Origin of the sequence: Neorhizobium petrolearium, from assembly GCF_029854435.1 — a bacterium.
Classification (GTDB): Bacteria; Pseudomonadota; Alphaproteobacteria; order Rhizobiales; family Rhizobiaceae; genus Neorhizobium; species Neorhizobium petrolearium.
In genome coordinates this window covers 5,016,479-5,033,563 of record NZ_CP123000.1, presented here as the reverse complement: position 1 = coordinate 5,033,563, position 17,085 = coordinate 5,016,479, and the positions used below count along the sequence as shown (strand labels likewise).

The following is a 17,085-nucleotide window of genomic DNA, read 5'->3' as shown; positions in this document are numbered from 1 at the left end:
TTATCGTCGTGTCTTTCCGACGCACTCCGCAAGAAGTTCCCGGAGGATAGCTGCAGTCCGCTGGGCTCCATCAAGCCGCAATGGAACCGCAGCTGCGAGGTCGAGCGTCAGGGCAGCAGGGATGGCTTCGATCAGCGCTTGCGCTGAAAGCGTCGCCTCGTCCACCGAAACCGCCAGTCCAAGTTCCTGGAGTTTTTCGGCACGGGTCGTTTGCTCGGTTTCTCCGCCCGCAGCGAACGGGATCAGCACAGCCCGGCAGCGAGCCTGTAGAATATCGCAGACTGTGTTGTATCCAGCCTGTGAGATAGAAAGCCGCGCCTGCCCGAGCAGACCTGGAAAATCCTTACGAAACCGCACGATCTCGAGTTCCGGCGATGCCATCGCTATCAGGCGGTCCATTTCTGCTTGATCGAGGTTGGGACCGGCAATGACGCACCAGCGCCCAAGCGACGGTAGTTTCGGATAGGCCTCCATCGCCGCTTCGATCAGTTTTGCGCCAACGGCACCTCCACCAGCGGAGACGATAACGTCGAATTCGGCCTCACGCGGTTCCGGCACAGGCGGTGCGACAAGACCGGTATAAGAGACCTTGTCGGCTATCTCCGCGGCAAGCGGGAAGGTCTTCTCCAGCCGTACGAAATTGGGGTCACCATGGACGAGCACCCGGTCAAAATGGTCCCTGACGAGTGCTATCGTTTCCTCGTCGCGGCCGGCCTTGCGGTTCTCCTGCAGGATATCACGTATCGAACTAATGACGAGGGGACGCGTTTCACAACGTTCAATTTCAGCCAGCAGCGGAAGGAGCTCGAAACGGACCTGCCGGCGGCCGAAAGGAAACGCCTCGATGATCACGATATCCGGCTGCCGCGCCCGGAACACGGCAAGAAGCTGTTCGCGACGCCGTGTCTCCGCTGCCTCGTCTATCGGGTTTTCCGCAGCGTCCTTCAGTTTTGAAAAACCGTCGCCGGCCGTGACGGCCGGTTCAAGCTGCACATGGTCGATCCCCGCAGCGGGAAAGCCTTCCAAGGGAAGGCCTCCCGTTACCATGGTGACCGAGAAGTCCCCCTCGCGCAGCGCGGCGGCAATGCGACTTGCACGGGCAAGATGGCCGATGCCGAGAAGGTGCTGGACATAGAAAAAAACCTTCGGAGAGGTCATGGAGCCGGCACCTGGTTCAACGGGACAGCGATCGGCCGATCGGCAAACAAAGCCTGGAGCTGCCGGATGCTTTCGCGATGGTCGAATTCCGCGCGCACCTTCACTTCGGCGGCGATGCCTATCGCCCGACGACCCGCGGGGTCCCGAATGGCACTTTCGAGCATCTTCGCAAAAGCAACCGGGTCTTCTGGTTCGACAAGGTAACCGTTCACGCCGTTTGAAAACATCTCGGGAATACCGGAGATCGAGGTCGAGACGCAGGCGAGCTTCTGGCTGGAAGCTTCGACAAGAACATTCGGAAGCCCGTCGCGATCGCCATTGCCGGTCACCCGGCAGGCAAGCGCGAAGATGTCGGAGCTGCGGTAATAGGCGAGGATTTCCTGCTGGGCCATCGCACCATGCCAACGGATGCGATCATCGATGCCCAGTCTGGCGGCCAAAGCCTTGAGCTTGCTCAGTTCCTCGCCGCCTCCGATGTGCTCGAAACACCAGTGAAGATCGTCAGGCAGCAACGAAAGGGCTTTCAGCAGAATGTCGAAGCCCTTCTTGTCGACAGCGCGTCCGACACTGAGAATGCTGATCGGCTGGCTCGCATCGGCACCGTCGCGCAATGGACGTTCCGCTTCGAAAGGCGGAAAACGGTCAAGATCGAGCCCGTGATAACTCAGATGCACGATCTCTTCACGCATAGACAGACCGCGAAGGCGCTCGAAACCCGCCTGGGTACAGGTGACGGTCCATCGCGCGTCGGCGAGCTTCTCACGCAACTCCCATTCCTTGGTCGTCCAGATGTCCTTGGCATGCGCCGAAACGCTCCAGGGGATTCCGATCATACGGCTCGCATAACGCCCGACTGCCGCCGGCGTATGGATGAAATGGACATGCAGCCAATCGGCTCCATCAGGCCATTCGACGGCGAGTACGGCCGCCTGGCCGAAACGGCGGACGCGATTGCGCGTGAAATCCCGACCGAGATCACGTATGAAATCCTTGCACGCGGCGAAGAAGCCCGGCTTCGCACATGCGAGGATGAGAGAGCGCAGAACGCGGAACGGCTCCTCGTGCAGATACTCGGGCAGATAATGCACCGGTGCACGGATTTCGTCATGGATGGGATGACGCTTCTTGTCGGTCGGGCGGCGCATGGAGACGAGAACAAGCTCGAAACCGGCGCGTTCGAGGCCAAGCAGTTCCTGCGCGATGAATGTTTCGGAAAGCCGGGGATACCCCTTCAGCAGGACGACGAGTTTTCGCTGCATTGCTACGTTGATACTTTCCGATGTCGATGTGGCTATGGAACGACGTGTGGCAGCGACGCCATGTGCAAGGATCAGTAGTCCGCAAGACGGCACATTGCAAGTTACCGATAAGGGTCTGCTGCATCGCGCAGTCCATCTCCCAGGAAGTTGAACGCCAGGATAACGACGATCACAGGAACGACCGGAAACAGCAGCCAGGGGTAGAGCGCGAGCACGTTGATGGTGCGGGCTTCCGTCAGAAGCACACCCCAGCTCGTGATTGGCGGGCGCAAGCCGAGGCCGAGGAAGCTTAGCGTGGTTTCGCCAAGGATCATGCCGGGAATGGTGAGGGTCGCGCTGGCGATCAGGTGCGACATGAACCCGGGAATCAGGTGCCGGCCGATAATGCGCCAATGGCTCGCTCCCATCAGTTGGGCCGCAAGAACGTAGTCCTCTTCACGCAAGGCCAGCAGTTTCGAGCGAACAGCCCGCGCAAGGCCCGTCCAGTCCAGCAGGCCGAGGATGAAAGTGATGCCAAGATAGATGACAAGCGGACTCCAATCCGCCGGCATGATAGCTGCAAGTGCCAACCAGAGCGGAATGCTCGGAATCGACTGCAGGACTTCGATCACCCGCTGGACGAACAGATCGACGACACCTCCGTAATAGCCGGCGAGGCCGCCGATGACGATCCCGAGCAGGAAACTGGTGATGATACCCAGAAGTCCGATCGTCAGCGAGATGCGCGCCCCGTAGAGAATGCGCGAAAGGACGTCCCGCCCCAGCCGATCGGTGCCAAGCAGGAAGAAATCCCCCTTCTGCGACGGACAGACCAAATGGAGATCGCTTTCGACGACACCCCAGAAACGATAAGCATCGCCGCGGCAGAAGAAACGCAGCGGCTGCACGTTGTTCCGGTCATCGGTATAGACCCGGCGCAGCGTCTTCATATCGAGCGTCATATGGTGCCCGTAGACGAAAGGCCCGACGAATTTCCCTTCATGGAACAATCGTACCCGCTGAGGCGGCGCATAGATGTTGTCCATGTTGCGCGTATGCAGATTGTAGGGAGCCAGGAATTCGATGAAGACGATGGAGACGTAGGCGATGAGCAGCACGACTGCCGAGGCCACGGCCAGCCGATGGCGGCGAAAGCGCCAGAACATCAACTGGAACTGCGACGCCTGCTTGAAAACCTTCTTCCCGTCTTTTGCCTGTTCGTCTGCATATGGGTCGAACGGTGTTGCAGAAACATAGTGCGGAAGGGGCTCGCCGTCCGGCGGCAGCGAAGTGGTCATTTCATGCTCCCGCCCTTGAGTCGAATCCTCGGATCAAAGAGCGCGAGTGCGATATCGGAAATCAATACGCCGATGACTGTCAGGAAGGCTAGGAACATCAGAAACGACCCGGCAAGGTACATGTCCTGGCTCTGAAGCGCCCTGATCAGCAGCGGACCGGTCGTCTCCAGCGATAAGACGACGGCGGTGATCTCGGCACCGGAGATGATTGTCGGCAGAATGGAGCCGATGTCCGAGATGAAGAAGTTAAGCGACATGCGAAGCGGATATTTCACGAGGACGCGGAACGGATGGAGGCCTCTCGCCCGGGCCGTCATCACATATTGCTTCTGCAACTCGTCCAGCAGGTTGGCTCTCAGGCGCCTGACCATGCCGGCCGTGCCGGCCGTGCCGATGATGATGACCGGGATCCAAAGATGCTCGAGGATGGACTTGAATTTATCCCAGCTCATCGACTGCCCTAGATACTGCGGGTCCATCAGGTTGCCGATCGACGTGCCGAACCAGATATTGGCGAAATACATGAAGACCAGCGCCAGCACGAAATTCGGAATGGCGAGGCCGATAAGCCCCACTAGAGTAAGCCCGTAGTCGCCCCAGCTATATTGATGCGTTGCCGAATAGATTCCGATCGGGAAAGCGATCAGCCAGGTGAGAGCGATCGTCACCGTCGAGACCAGGATCGTCAGCCATAGCCGATCCCCAACCACATCGTTCACCGGCATGCGGTATTCGAACGAATAGCCGAAATCGCCAACCAGCATGCCGGTTGCCCAGCGCAGGTAGCGGATCGGTGCCGGCTTATCGAAGCCGTAGCGCGCCCGCAACTCCTCGATCTCCTGCATGTCGGCCTTCTCGCCGATCGCCCGCATTTCGGCGACATAGCTTTCGAAATAGTCGCCCGGCGGCAGTTCGATGATCGTGAAGACGAACATCGAGATGAGGACCAATGTCGGGATCATCACCACGATCCGCCAGAGAATGTAGCGGACCATCAGACTTCCTCCTCCAGCCAGAAGGTGTCGGGCAGATAGACCCCGAGATAGGAGGTCGGATCGAAACCGAAGAGCCCCTTATCGGGCATGTTGCGCAGACGGGACGAGCGGACGACAGGTTGAAGGGCCGCATTGACGATGCCGATCGTAAAGACCTGATCGGTGAAGCGTTGCAGCATCCTGTGCCAGATCGCCTCCCTTTCTGCAAAGGTCGATGCACGACGCCAGGCGCGCATGAGATCGACGAGTTCGATTGCCTCCGGCATGTCGGGAGGGTGGCCGTCGCTGCCGCCGGAGAGATAATGAAGGCCCCAGACCGGCCATTGCAACTGATCATCGGCAGTAGGCGCCAGCTCCCTGGGCGGCATGTCCGCCGTCGGCACGCCGTTGTCCAGGCCCTGGAAGACCGACATGATGGCTTCACCGCCGATGACCCGCTTGCGAAAGAGATCACGCTGCGAACTGTGGGAGAACAGCTTTATACCGATTTCGCGCCAATGATCGGCGATGAGTTCCAGCACATCGCTCTCGAAATTGTTTTCACCGGCATTCTCCACAATGATCGTGGCGGGTCGGCCATCCGGCAGGGATCGTATTCCGTGAGGATGCGTCCTCGGCAAGCCCGCCTCATCGAGAAGTCTGTTTGCCTCTTCAGGATCGTAAGCCGCCCAGGCCCGAGCATATTCGGGCTTGAAAAGCGGGCTTTCGGGGAGGATCGAATTGGCACTTTCATGCGCCAACCCGTAAAAAACCGCCTTGTTGATTTCCGTGCGGTCGATCGCGAGGGACAAAGCGCGCCGTACCCTGACATCCCTCAGAAGCAAGCGCCACACCTCGTCATTGCAGTTTAGATTTGGCAGTAGCGCGATGCGCGAACCTTGGGTACGCTTCCAAAGGTTTACCTTGATGGGAAAGCGGTCCTCGGCGCTTTTCAGGAACGTGTAGTCCGCAAAATCGATATTCATGAGCTGCAGGTCACTTTCACCGGCGCCGGCCTTGGCGGCGATGATGTCCGCCGAACTACTATTCAGGAGCACACGGTCGATATAGGGAAGCTGAGTGCCGTTCTCGTCCACGCGATGGAAATACGGATTGCGAACGAATACGAACTGGGATGCGGGCGGCTCGGTCGTATTGCGCCAGGGGTCGTGCGTCGGCAGGTCCGGATTTTCAGGTCGATTGGTGCGCGACATCTTGAGCTGCAAATCGCTCCAGTTTTCGACGCGATATTTCTTGCACAGTTTGGCGAGGGTCTCCGGATCCTGATAGCGGGCGTGGAACTGCTTAAGATAGGCAGCCGGCATCGCCAGCTTCAGCGGCGATGGAGCGGCGAGCTGCGCAAGGAAATCCGGATTAGGAGCATGCCAGCTGTAGCGCACTGTCCATTTGTCGAGGATTTCGAAGACGGGCGCCCGGTCATCCACCCGTAAATCGGTCGGAATACCGCCACGGTGCAATTCGCGATTGTTGTAGATGTCCTCCCAGCAGAACCGGAAATCCTCCGTGGTGAATTCGCTGCCATCGGACCAGCAATGTCCCTGCCGAATACGAAAGGTGAAGATGCGATCTTCCGTTGTTTCGAAACTTTCGAGAATATCCGGCTGCAGATTGAGCGCTTCGTCATAGCCGATAAGCCGTGCGTAGCCGTAAATCGGCATCAGCCGGATATCGCGCTGCCCACCGATGAGCATGCGAATGGTGCCGCCTCGCTTGCCGGGCATGCGCCCCATGGCAGCCAGATCTACGCGCCGCGGCTTGTCCGGAAGACCTCCCGGAGTATCCAAGGCCGCAGCAGGCGAGGATTTACTCGATGCCGCGGCAATCCGCACGGAAAGGGTAGTGGAGGCCAATAGACCAAGGAGAGTCCGCCGGTTTATCATGATCGCAGCTCGCGTGCGTCGACATTGCGGCGCGCCAGGACCAGATGGCCGTTGCCGAGGTCGGCATGGGCGAGCCCCTGTCCGCCGGCCTCGTCGTCGAACTGTTTGCCCCAGCCATGAAAGCCGCTTGTCTTCTTTTGGCCGAGTGCATTGAAATCGAGCGGGCGATCGAGATCCGGCACGGGAATGGCCGCAATGAGCTTGCGCGTATAGGGATGAACCGGATCTCTGAGAATGACTTCGCAGGGGCCGATCTCGACAATACGACCCGCATACATGACCGCCACCCGATCGGCCATGTAGTTCACCACCGCAAGATTATGCGAGATGAAGAGATAAGTGAGGCCAAGATCCTTCTTGAGATCCTTCAGCAGGTTGAGAATCTGGGCCTGGACCGAGACGTCCAAAGCCGATACCGGTTCGTCGCAGATCAGCAGTTCGGGACCGAGCGCCAAAGCTCTCGCGATGCCGATGCGCTGGCGCTGCCCACCGGAGAAGCTATGGGGATAGCGGGTGAGCGCCCCCTCATCGAGCCCCATGGTCCGGATGAGCCGACGCACCGAAGCCAGCCGATCGCTCCGGTTGCCGCGGTTGTGAATCTCAAGTCCTTCGCCGACGATATTGCGAACGGTCATGCGCGGCGAGAGTGACGAGATCGGGTCTTGAAAAACCATCTGAATCTTCTGGCGCAGCATTTCGAGATCGCGGCCCCTTGCCTCCAGCACGTTGATGGAACGACCTTCCGTATTGAAAGCCACCGAACCGCCATCGGCGCTGAGGCCGCGCATGAGGATTTTGCTCAGCGTCGTCTTGCCACAGCCGCTCTCACCCACAAGGCCAAGACTTTCGCCCCGGCGGATGTCGAAGCTCACGTCGTTCACCGCTAAGGTGCGCCCTTGGCCGTCCCCGAAAAAGCCTGACTTCTTCGTGCTGAAGGACTTGCTGACGTGACGGACCGACAGGATGACATTCTGATCCGTGAGGCCCTTAAGTCCCTTGCGCTTGCCAAGCAGTTCCGAGCTGTCGATTTCGATTTCCCGCAACGGCTTCAAGCGCTCGCCGGGATGCATATCGAAATGCGGCACGGCAGCCATCAATCCCTTCGGATAGGGATGAACCGGTCGGCGGAATATGTCGTCGACGGTACCGGACTCCATGACTTCGCCGCGATAGGCGACCACGACCTCGTCGGCCAGATTGGTGACCACACCGAGATCGTGGGTGATCAGCAGCATCGCCATCTGGAAGCGATCCTGGAGATCGCGGAGCAGTTTCAATATCTGCGCCTGGATCGTTACATCCAAAGCAGTCGTAGGCTCGTCAGCAATCAGGAGAGCTGGCCGACAGATCAGCGCGGCGGCTATCATGGCGCGTTGGCGCATGCCGCCGGAGAGCTCGAAAGGGTACATCCGGCGTACCTTGGCCGGGTCCCCAAAGCCTACAAGGGAAAGCATCTCGTCTATTCGCTCGAGCTGATCCTTGGCGGAGGAAGCATCATGGATGCGTAGCGCTTCCTCGATCTGGTTGCCGATGGTATGGAGCGGTGAGAAAGATGTCATCGGCTCCTGGAAGATCATGCCGATGCGATTGCCTCGGATATGGCGGATCTGTCGTCCGTCGCGCGGCAGGCTTAGGAGATCGACCGACTGGCCGAGTGCGGGATCATTGTAAAGAATACGTCCGCCGATGGAGGCGATGGGGCTTTCTATCCCGAGGATAGTGCGCCCGATGACCGACTTTCCAGACCCGGACTCGCCAACGAGCGCGGTCACCTTGCCAGGGCGGATACGCATGCTGAAATTCTTGACTGCGTTGATCCTACCGCCAAAAATCGGAAAACTGACTGACAGGTTTTCTATTCTCAGGAGGTCGGGCGTATATGTCATGCCGATCGCCCGCTTGCCGCGTGATCTGAAACCTGAGACTGTTGCTTCAGGGATGCTCGCCCATTGCCTAGCACTTTCATTGATGCTGTGCGCTCGCCTCGGCTGAGTGGCTCATCGAACGAAAACTGGATTAGGGACATTGTCTCACGAAAGCACGGGTCGCGCATTGGTTGACTGGGTTATAACAAGCATCGTAGCGCATAAGCGCTAGCATCGTCTATGCTGCAAATTCGTGTTTTTCAGGCTCGTTCATGAAAACCAGACAATATTATAAAGACCTTCTGCGAGACGCCCAGGATCTCATCAGGAAAGGACTTTTCCAAGAAGCACGATCAATCCTCGATACACTGCTTAGCGAGGCTGACGCGATGGCAGAAGCCCTCGGAGCAAGAACTTCGCTAGGTCTGCCAAGGCAATTGCAATCCGTCCTGCTAAAGCTCGCCAAATCCGAAGCAGATCCCATCCGGAAGATCAGTTATCAATATCATTTGGTGCCACCGCCGGAAATCATCGCAAAACATGTGAAATACAATGCGGACGAGCGCCGCATAATGGCTGCGGCCATGACTTTGCCGGTGCCGCGCGTCATCCACCAGATCTGGATCGGAAAGAAGCCGGTACCGGTGACGGTCGAGGCTTGGAGAGAACATGCCGACCTTCACGGCTACCGCCATCGCCTCTGGCGCGAGGAGGACTTGCGCGCTGTCGGCGCATATGAAAATGCGATCTTCAAGGGAATGCTGGAGGCTGGCGATTATCCAGGCGCCGTCGATGTCGCGCGTTACCTGATCCTCGACCAAATCGGCGGAATTTATCTCGACTGCGACTGGTACCCGGCGCAGCGCGGCGCAACTTTTCACGATCACCTGCAGTTGACCGGACTCGGCGCTTTTGCCGAGGATATCCCGCGCAATACTGGCGCAGGCGTCGCGCTGCTGGCCAATTCCTTCATTGCAGCACCGCCCAGCCATCCCGTCTTCTCCAAGATGATCGAAGCTCTGACGGGTATCCGCGCCGAATTGCCTGGCGCACCGGCCTGGTGGACGACGGGACCGCTGCTCTTCACGGTCGCAGCCCGCTCAACCGCAATAAATCTCGCCCCCGCCGATTTTGTTGCCGCCAGCGCCCCTGCCGCCGCGACCTTGGAGGAGGTTCGGCAATTGGCAGCTAGAGCCGAAAACACAACGTCCGGACTGCTGATTGCCTGGAAACCGTGGTGACTGAACTTTTGCGGCCGATCAGTGCTGTGCTGTCCGGACGATCTCCTCGCTACGCATCCAGCGGCACCCCGGGTGTCCGCGCGTAAGCTCAAACAGCGTTTCAAGAAAGCGCCAGGCGGATGCATCATGCACTAGGTGATGGCTCAGGATGCCGATCGTATCGAGCGGATGCCCGCTTAACTCCCCGATCCTTCGCAGAACCTCCCCAAACAGCAAGTCCTCCGACCGCCCTCCTCTGGTGCCGTGCCAGTCGATAATGTCGATATGAGTATTCAAAAGGGGAATGCGGCCGTTTCCATTTTCCCTGCCGAATGTCGAAAGCGCCTGAATGCCGAGAGGCGGCAGCGCTGGCAGCAAACCCCGATCGATACGGTTCCATGGCGGCACGAGCATGGGAAACGCACGCTCCCCGAACAGACCCTCCAAGCGCTTCCGACCTTGGTCGATTTCGGCCAGCACGACAGCAGGGTCCCGGTGCGATCCGAGTTCCTGCTTCTTCTCCCCTTCCGGGGCATGATTTTGATGGCTCCAGCCGTGTACGGCCACGGTCACCAAAGGCTCATCCTCGAGCCTCGCAGAGAGGGATTGTCCGGCACCTGCCGGAATCACGGCGAGCGTGAGTGGAACGTCGTTCTCGGCGGTGAGCTCGAGCAACTGCTCAAGCGGATTTGTCGGCTCGGTCGCATCGTCGTCCCGCAACCAGAACGTAATAGGCCGGTTGTTTTCGGCGGCGCGGTCGAGAGCCCGCACTAGGAGATCCCTGGTCATGAAGAGGCTCCGATATATCTTGCCAGAATGTCCTGCAGCCTGATGGCTGCATGATCAACCGAACGCTCGTTGCTGGCGAACCGGCGCGCCTCGACCGCCATAGCCTGCCTCTCCGCTCCGGAAGTTAAAAGGCGCTCGATCGCAGCCGCGTAAGCGCTCACATCACCGGCGCTCATCAGCAGACCCGTGCGCCCGCTGACGACAACTTCGGGGACGCCGGCGGTTTCTTCCGCAATCACAGGCAGGCCGGCAGCCTGCGCCTCCAGATAGGCCAAGCCGTAGGCCTCGCCGTGTCCGGGCCAGACATAAAGCGAGGCAGCCGACAGCAGTTCGGCGATTTCGTCGGCGGTCTTGACACCATGCCAGCGGATTCGCTCCGGCGTGAGGAATCCGAAAGCTACTTCGACCTCGGCTCGCGCTGGCCCGTCGCCGATTACATCCAGCGTCCACGGGAGATGCTGGAGAAGACGAAGGCTTTCGGCGAGCGTGCGGTAACTGTCGAGCTTGTCGCCCGGCCGCATCATGGCGACAGTGATCAGGCGAAAAGGCTCGGGCCTTGGTTCATGAACCAGAAATGGGGCTGGATCGATGAATGCCGGCAAGCGTTCGAACCGACCTTGCGGAGCGACGGCACGAAGGCCTCTCTCATCCCGACCGGTGAAACAAAGATTCACGGCCGCCATTTGGACCGCGCTCAATACAGCCTCCTGGCTGAACACCCAAGCGCCTTCATTGCGCCGCAACGAGTAAGAGGCTTCTGCGGTCACATAAGGCAGCCCAAAATGCTGACAGAGCGCCGGACCAAGCAGATCGGGGGCCTTGTAATAGGGGTGATAACAGAACCACAGATCGGGCTTTCCGCCGGAAGTCCATTTGGCCTTGAGGCGCGCAACCTCAGCTTTGGCGGCCTGACGTCGTTCTGCAAGATCGGAGTTGCTTGCGGCCGTCATGAAGGAACGAAATTCTGAAGCGATCTCGACATCGTAGCCGGCAAGAGTGAGCGCCTGGATGAGCAGGCGCGCCATCAGTCGATCACCTGAAGGAACAGGATGACCGGGGGGCTTCAAGGGTGAATAGAAGGCAATTTTCATAAGCGGACAATGACGAATGCGTGAGGGATCAGGCAAAGACTTGTATCAAGGCATAGCCAAACTTAAGTCACCGTCCGACCTTTCGATCACACTTGACACATTGGGACTTCTCTCTCAACTGTCGGCACTTCCCATATGCTGCGGAGCCAATCCTGAATGCTTGATACCACACATTCTTCCAAGCTCATGGCCGCTATTCGCGCGAAGACCGCAAAGGCGGGGGTGATCGGGCTCGGTTACGTGGGATTGCCGCTTGCCATGGCGTTTTCCCGTGCCGGCTTCAAGGTCATGGGCTTCGATATCGATCCCGGCAAAATTACCGCCATCGAGGAGAATCGCAGCTATATCGAGGCTGTACCAAGTGAAGTCCTCGCCGTGGAGCGCGAGGCCGGTCGCTTCGCCGCGACATGCGATTTCGACCTCCTCGGCGACTACGACATCATTGCGATTTGCGTGCCGACGCCGTTGACTGCCAATCGCGATCCGGATCTCTCCTTCGTGGAGAAGACTGCACGCTCCATCGCTGCCACGTTGCGCCCCGGTCAGCTCATCGTTTTGGAATCCACCACCTATCCGGGCACGACCGACGAAATCGTCAAACCTATTCTGGAATCGAAGGGCCTGACGAGCGGCATCGATTTCTACCTCGGCTATTCGCCGGAGCGGGAAGACCCGGGCAACCGGAATTTCCAGACTTCCACCATCCCAAAAGTGGTTTCAGGCGACGGCGACATTGCCAGCGCCTTGATGTCGGCCTTCTACGGCTGCATTGTCAGTTCCGTCGTGCCCGTCTCCAGCAACGCCACAGCCGAGGCCGTCAAACTCACGGAGAATATCTTCCGGGCTGTCAATATCGCGCTCGTGAACGAATTGAAGCTCGTTTACGAAGCAATGGGAATAGACATCTGGGAGGTGATCGAAGCAGCAAAAACAAAGCCCTTCGGCTTTATGCCTTTCTATCCCGGTCCCGGTCTGGGAGGACATTGCATTCCCATCGACCCCTTTTACCTGACCTGGAGATCCCGTCAGTTCGAACAGCCGACGCGCTTCATCGAACTCGCAGGCGAAATCAATACCGCAATGCCCCGCCATGTTGTCAGCAGGCTTGCCGAAGCGCTCGACATGCGGTCAGGAAAGGCGCTCAGCCGGTCAAATGTGCTGATCATGGGGCTTGCCTACAAGAAGAACGTCCCGGATATCCGGGAAAGCCCGTCACTTCGCCTGATTGAGCTGATTGAGGCACGCGGCGGGAAAGCATCGTTTTACGATCCTCACGTAGCCGAGATTCCCTCAACTCGGGAGCATGCAGCACTTCGTGGCCGGAAAACGGTAACGTGGAATGAGCAGACGGTTCGCGCCTTCGATGCAGTGGTTGTCGCGACCGATCACGATGCGGTCGATTATGCGGCGCTTGCCGAATGGTCGACGCTGATCATCGACACCCGAAATATCTTCACCCGCTGCGGAATTGTGTCAGAAGCAATTGTAAAGGCCTAGGTCACAATATGAGCCGCTTGGATATTTTTATAAGCCGCATGATCGCGCAGCGCGATATCCTGAATTATATTCAGGCTAACGGCCTATTGCCTGCGGCAGGTGCAGTGCTCGAGGTCGGTCTCGGCAATGGCCGCAGCTACAGCCATCTTCGAGAGCTGTTTCCCAACCGGCGGATCATCGCATTCGACCGCCATCTCGGGGCACACCGGACAATTCTGCCGGAACCGGAAGATTTCGTCATGGGGGAAATTCGAGAAACCGCGGCCGGTTTTATCGGCTTCGATGCGGCACTCGCGCATGCGGATATCGGCACCGGGTATCCGGAAAAGGATGCGATTATCATCACGTGGCTGCCGGAACTGATGGCTGGAATGCTGATTTCCGGCGGTATTGCAGTCAGCGGGCTTCCGCTCGACCATCCGCATCTCCGTCCGCTTCCACGGCTACCTTCGGTGGCAGAGGGGCGGTATTTCTTTTATCAACGCGCCTGAAAGGCGCCCAACGCATCAGTTAGCGTTGGATGTAACGTGTTCAAACAAACTGATGAGCTTTGACGGTATCAAGTTCGTCGGCCGTGTGCCGAAGCCGTTCCGCAAGCGTGCGGGTCACCCGCATCGTCATGTTCGGGCTGTCGTGGATGATCCGCGAGAAACAATCCTTGTTGATCTTGAGAGCCTCTACATGCGTGAGTGCCTTGGCGGTATTGGTGCGCTCGCCCTCGCAAAGGAGGCATATTTCGCCGACCACTGAATTAACGCCATTCTCGCGAATTTTCGTCTGGCCCGCGGGGGTCTCGAGCACGGTTTCCACCGTACCGCTGAGAATGACATAAGCAGAGTCGCCGCCATCGCCCTGCTTGAAAAGTTTCTGCCCCGGCTCGTAGCTCACGCGTTCGGACGCAAAGGCCAAGAGTTTCAGTTTGCAACCATCAAGGTCTGCAAAATAGGGCAATTTCTTCAGTAACTGCACTTCCTCACATAGCAACATCGCCGCCACCAATCGGATGCTATCAGATGATCGTTAGGCCACCAGTGCCTTGAATATACCACTTTCTTCCCGAAGTGTCTCGTACAAACCATCCTCCACAATTTCGCCGTTGTCAAACATAACCACTCTTTCAAACAATTTGGAAAGAGAAATGTTCGACAAGACCCATACGATTGTCGGATTGTTCTCCTGCTGGCGCAGATAGGTCAGGACATCGTTCACAATCTCCTCCTGCAGACGCCTTTCCTGGCCAGGCAGGGGCTTGTTGAAGATATAGAAATCCGAGCGACGGATAAGGGCACGTGCCAAATTGAGCTTCTGCCGCTGAACCAGCGTCAACCGCCGGCCACCAGCACCGATGTCGAACTCCAAGCCGACGCGCAGGAGCTGATGATAAAAGCCACGCTCCCGTGAGACTCTCGCTGCTATATTTCGGATTTCACTCGGAGCATCGGCATTTCGGTTGGCGATCTTGCCGAACAGGATGTTTTCCTGAAGGGTCGCATAGGACATATACGCATCTGGATCGTAATGCTCGATCAGTCCTCTGAGATGGGCCGGCAGTTCGGCGAAGAAAATCTCGCGTGCGCCGACGATCTTCTCTCTGAGATCGTCATGCAGAACGCCAAGGCGGTACCGCGGTTCGATATACTCGAGCGTCAACCGCACCACGGCGCGCTCCTCCTCCGCCGATAGGGCGTGGGAGCGGCGCGTTCCCAGCTTCTGCAAGACCTGTTGATAATAGACGATATCGTCAGCGGTCAGGAACGGCACCTGGTTGAAGAAGGGGTGATCGGGGGGCAGGCCGGAAAAGATTTCCACCATATTGCCGGCAATGGTGAGGCCGGTGTCGACGAAAGCTCTGAGAAGACCAACCTTGGCCAGCGCGGTATAGAAGTGGTCACTGTCGAGCAGGGCGCTCGTCTTGTCGAGCGGCTGCAAGGTCTTGCCGAACAGCAGATTCTCTCCCACCGTCGCCTCTTTATTGTAGACTTGAGGCTCGAACGGCACGATCAGGCCAGAGCGACCCGTGCTGCGGATCTCGTTGTGAAGCGCATGACGCATCGCAACAACGTCAGCCACAAGCTGAGGATTTGATTGCGCATCCAGCGTGGAATGAAGTGCGAACTGTAAGATATCATCAGTCAGTTGCACCTTGTCGAGCGCGGCGAGGAGCGAATTCTTTATGTCGCTCTTATCGCCATTATCGCTGATCGATGTTGTACGGTGATCAACCCAACTGGCTCGAACGTCGAAATCCGGATTGGAAGCCATTTGGGCTTCGCGAATTTCCCAGCGCCGTTGGTTCGCGGCATCTCCCTCATATTGGGCGGGCTCCACGGGGGCATGTTTCAAGCCGTAGAGAAGATTGTCCTTGAGGCTACCGTGGAAGAAGTAGGTGTCCGCCGATACGTAGGAGACGCGCCTTCCCGCGATCGATTCCGGAAGTTCCAGAATGTCATGGTCACCCAGGCAAATCTTGCCTGACGTCGGCCAGACCTGCCGCCCAAAAGCTTCCGCCAAGGCCTCAGCGCCACGCCCGATATTATCGGCCATGGCCACGGACTCCCCTCGCGCCAGCCGGATCGACGCACCATTTAATACCCTGACGCCGCCTTCGTCCTCTATGACCAAATTTATCGCGGCCAGTTGTTCGCCGCTATATGGTTGACCTACGGAGGCAATTGCATGGGTCGCCGGGTCGATCAGATCATCAAACTCGAAATAGTCTCGGACCTGCTCGTACTTCACCTGCACATCCTGGCGCGCCTGATCCCAGTCGATCAGCTCCTTGAGCGGGCTTGGAAGATCCTTGTAAGCATTAATAACGGCGACAAGCTGACCGACGTCCAGCGATCCCCGCAACGCGAAGTAGCCGCCGATGAGATAGAAAAAGAAAGGCGTCAGCTGCGCAAGGAAGTTGTTCAGAAATTTGACGAGGAACTTCCACTGGTAGATGTCATAGCGGATCTTGAAGATCTGGCCAAGTCGATTGGCGACATCCGCACGCTCATAGTTCGAAGTATCGTAGGCATGGATCGTACCGATGCCTTCCACGACTTCGCCCACCTTGCCGGCCAGATGCCTGGCGGTAATCTGCCGCTGGCGACCAAGTTCGATCAAGCGCCGGCGCATCCTTGGAATAATGATCACCTGCACAAGCACCATGACCGCAGCGACCAGTCCGAGCCAGAAACTCTGGAGCAAAATGAACAGCATGGCTGCCACGGCCTGTCCGCCCAGCATAGCTGGCTGAACGAAGGCATCGCCGGTGAAGCCGCCAAAGGGTTCCACTTCATCCTTGATCATGCTGGCGATTTCAGCGCCGTGGATATTCTTGATGCGGCGCGGCGGAAAGCGCAGCACCCGATCGAAGAGTTCAAAGCGGATGCGGCGGAGCAAGCGCTCACCAAGCCGTCCCTTGTAGGTATTGATATAATATTTGAAGAAGTTATTGATGATGACGAGCGACAGAAATCCGCCACTCAAAGCAATCAGTGTCTGCATACGCCCGAGCTGGAAGCCTTCGAACGTATAGATCGATCCGAGCAGCGGCAGACTTATATCAAATTCCATAAAAGGCTGAGTCGCGTTCGGGGTCTCGAACCCTGCACCCTGAATAGGTCCATTGATGATCTGCTTTGGCAGATCGAGCGACAAAAAATAGGGTATCATTGAAACCAATACGACAATCAGGACCCAGATCTGCTGAGGCCGGGTGTGGTTCCAAATGTAGCGAAGCAGATTCTTTTCCATTATTTCTTCACAGGTACGCTAAAACCGGGTCCGGGTTGTATATCCCCTGGCTAACTTTGCGGATGCGCGCTGCAGGCCGAATGATGGGGTGCAGAGATGAAGTTCAAATTGCGTAAGAAAACCCCATTCACGTGTTTGTGGCGGCTCCCCCAGTCAATTCCTCGAATCTAATATAGTATGCGAGCCTCAGGGTTCCATCAATTGGATTCACAGACGCGACATTTTTTGGATTTCCTCAACGCTTCGGCCCCGCCTTGCCCCGATCCTCGATCGACGTGGCCCGGCATCCGAAGACTGGATCGGAGATTCG

13 protein-coding genes are annotated in these 17,085 nt (G+C 57.8%); 3 read left to right on the top strand and 10 right to left on the bottom strand.

Features of this window, described 5'->3' with window-relative positions; translation table 11 throughout:
- The 6 genes from QEO92_RS24270 to QEO92_RS24245 all read right to left on the bottom strand — a co-directional run bounded on the left by QEO92_RS24270 (window position 1) and on the right by QEO92_RS24245 (window position 8,455).
- Window positions 1-1,158 carry a glycosyltransferase family protein gene (locus QEO92_RS24270; RefSeq protein ID WP_227704710.1) on the bottom strand — a complete coding sequence of 386 codons (1,158 nt, stop codon included), beginning with the start codon at window positions 1,156-1,158 and terminating at the stop codon, window positions 1-3.
- The gene (locus tag QEO92_RS24265) at window positions 1,155-2,417 is read right to left on the bottom strand and encodes a glycosyltransferase family 4 protein (RefSeq protein WP_052182886.1); all 1,263 of its coding nucleotides are present in this window, start codon (window positions 2,415-2,417) and stop codon (window positions 1,155-1,157) included. Before QEO92_RS24265 ends, QEO92_RS24270 begins: the two co-directional genes overlap by 4 nt.
- A gap of 101 nt (window positions 2,418-2,518) precedes the next feature.
- Window positions 2,519-3,694: an ABC transporter permease gene (locus tag QEO92_RS24260; RefSeq protein WP_037152083.1), complete on the bottom strand. Its 1,176-nt coding sequence runs from the start codon at window positions 3,692-3,694 to the stop codon at window positions 2,519-2,521.
- Complete coding sequence (locus QEO92_RS24255; protein WP_210050740.1) at window positions 3,691-4,689, bottom strand: ABC transporter permease; 999 nt, start codon at window positions 4,687-4,689, stop codon at window positions 3,691-3,693. Before QEO92_RS24255 ends, QEO92_RS24260 begins: the two co-directional genes overlap by 4 nt.
- Complete coding sequence (locus QEO92_RS24250) at window positions 4,689-6,569, bottom strand: ABC transporter substrate-binding protein (protein ID WP_227704709.1); 1,881 nt, start codon at window positions 6,567-6,569, stop codon at window positions 4,689-4,691. Before QEO92_RS24250 ends, QEO92_RS24255 begins: the two co-directional genes overlap by 1 nt.
- A complete protein-coding gene (locus tag QEO92_RS24245; protein ID WP_037152074.1) occupies window positions 6,566-8,455 on the bottom strand; it encodes an ABC transporter ATP-binding protein in 1,890 nt (629 codons plus the stop codon). Before QEO92_RS24245 ends, QEO92_RS24250 begins: the two co-directional genes overlap by 4 nt.
- Window positions 8,456-9,006: 551 nt before the next feature.
- On the opposite strand from QEO92_RS24245, the gene QEO92_RS24240 reads away from it, so the two are divergent.
- The gene (locus QEO92_RS24240) at window positions 9,007-9,675 is read left to right on the top strand and encodes a glycosyltransferase family 32 protein (protein ID WP_161784765.1); all 669 of its coding nucleotides are present in this window, start codon (window positions 9,007-9,009) and stop codon (window positions 9,673-9,675) included.
- A gap of 18 nt (window positions 9,676-9,693) precedes the next feature.
- Here QEO92_RS24240 and QEO92_RS24235 read toward each other — a convergent pair whose 3' ends face one another.
- On the bottom strand, window positions 9,694-10,443 hold the full coding sequence (locus tag QEO92_RS24235; protein WP_265105733.1) for a polysaccharide deacetylase family protein: 750 nt from the start codon (window positions 10,441-10,443) through the stop codon (window positions 9,694-9,696).
- Window positions 10,440-11,534, bottom strand: a complete 1,095-nt coding sequence (locus QEO92_RS24230; RefSeq protein ID WP_227704707.1) for a glycosyltransferase family 4 protein — start codon at window positions 11,532-11,534, stop codon at window positions 10,440-10,442. The genes QEO92_RS24235 and QEO92_RS24230 overlap by 4 nt, the downstream gene beginning before the upstream one ends.
- A 156-nt stretch (window positions 11,535-11,690) precedes the next feature.
- Between QEO92_RS24230 and QEO92_RS24225 the strand changes: the two genes are divergently transcribed.
- Window positions 11,691-13,031, top strand: a complete 1,341-nt coding sequence (locus tag QEO92_RS24225; protein WP_037152067.1) for a nucleotide sugar dehydrogenase — start codon at window positions 11,691-11,693, stop codon at window positions 13,029-13,031.
- An 8-nt stretch (window positions 13,032-13,039) separates the two neighbouring features.
- Window positions 13,040-13,522, top strand: coding sequence for a class I SAM-dependent methyltransferase (locus tag QEO92_RS24220; protein WP_227705253.1), 483 nt, complete (start codon window positions 13,040-13,042; stop codon window positions 13,520-13,522).
- Between the two features lie 40 nt (window positions 13,523-13,562).
- Here QEO92_RS24220 and QEO92_RS24215 read toward each other — a convergent pair whose 3' ends face one another.
- On the bottom strand, window positions 13,563-14,018 hold the full coding sequence (locus tag QEO92_RS24215; protein WP_037152063.1) for a cyclic nucleotide-binding domain-containing protein: 456 nt from the start codon (window positions 14,016-14,018) through the stop codon (window positions 13,563-13,565).
- A 33-nt stretch (window positions 14,019-14,051) separates the two neighbouring features.
- Entirely contained in the window at window positions 14,052-16,775 is a 2,724-nt protein-coding gene (locus tag QEO92_RS24210; RefSeq protein ID WP_227704706.1) for an ABC transporter transmembrane domain-containing protein, read from the bottom strand.
- Window positions 16,776-17,085: the final 310 nt, after the last annotated feature.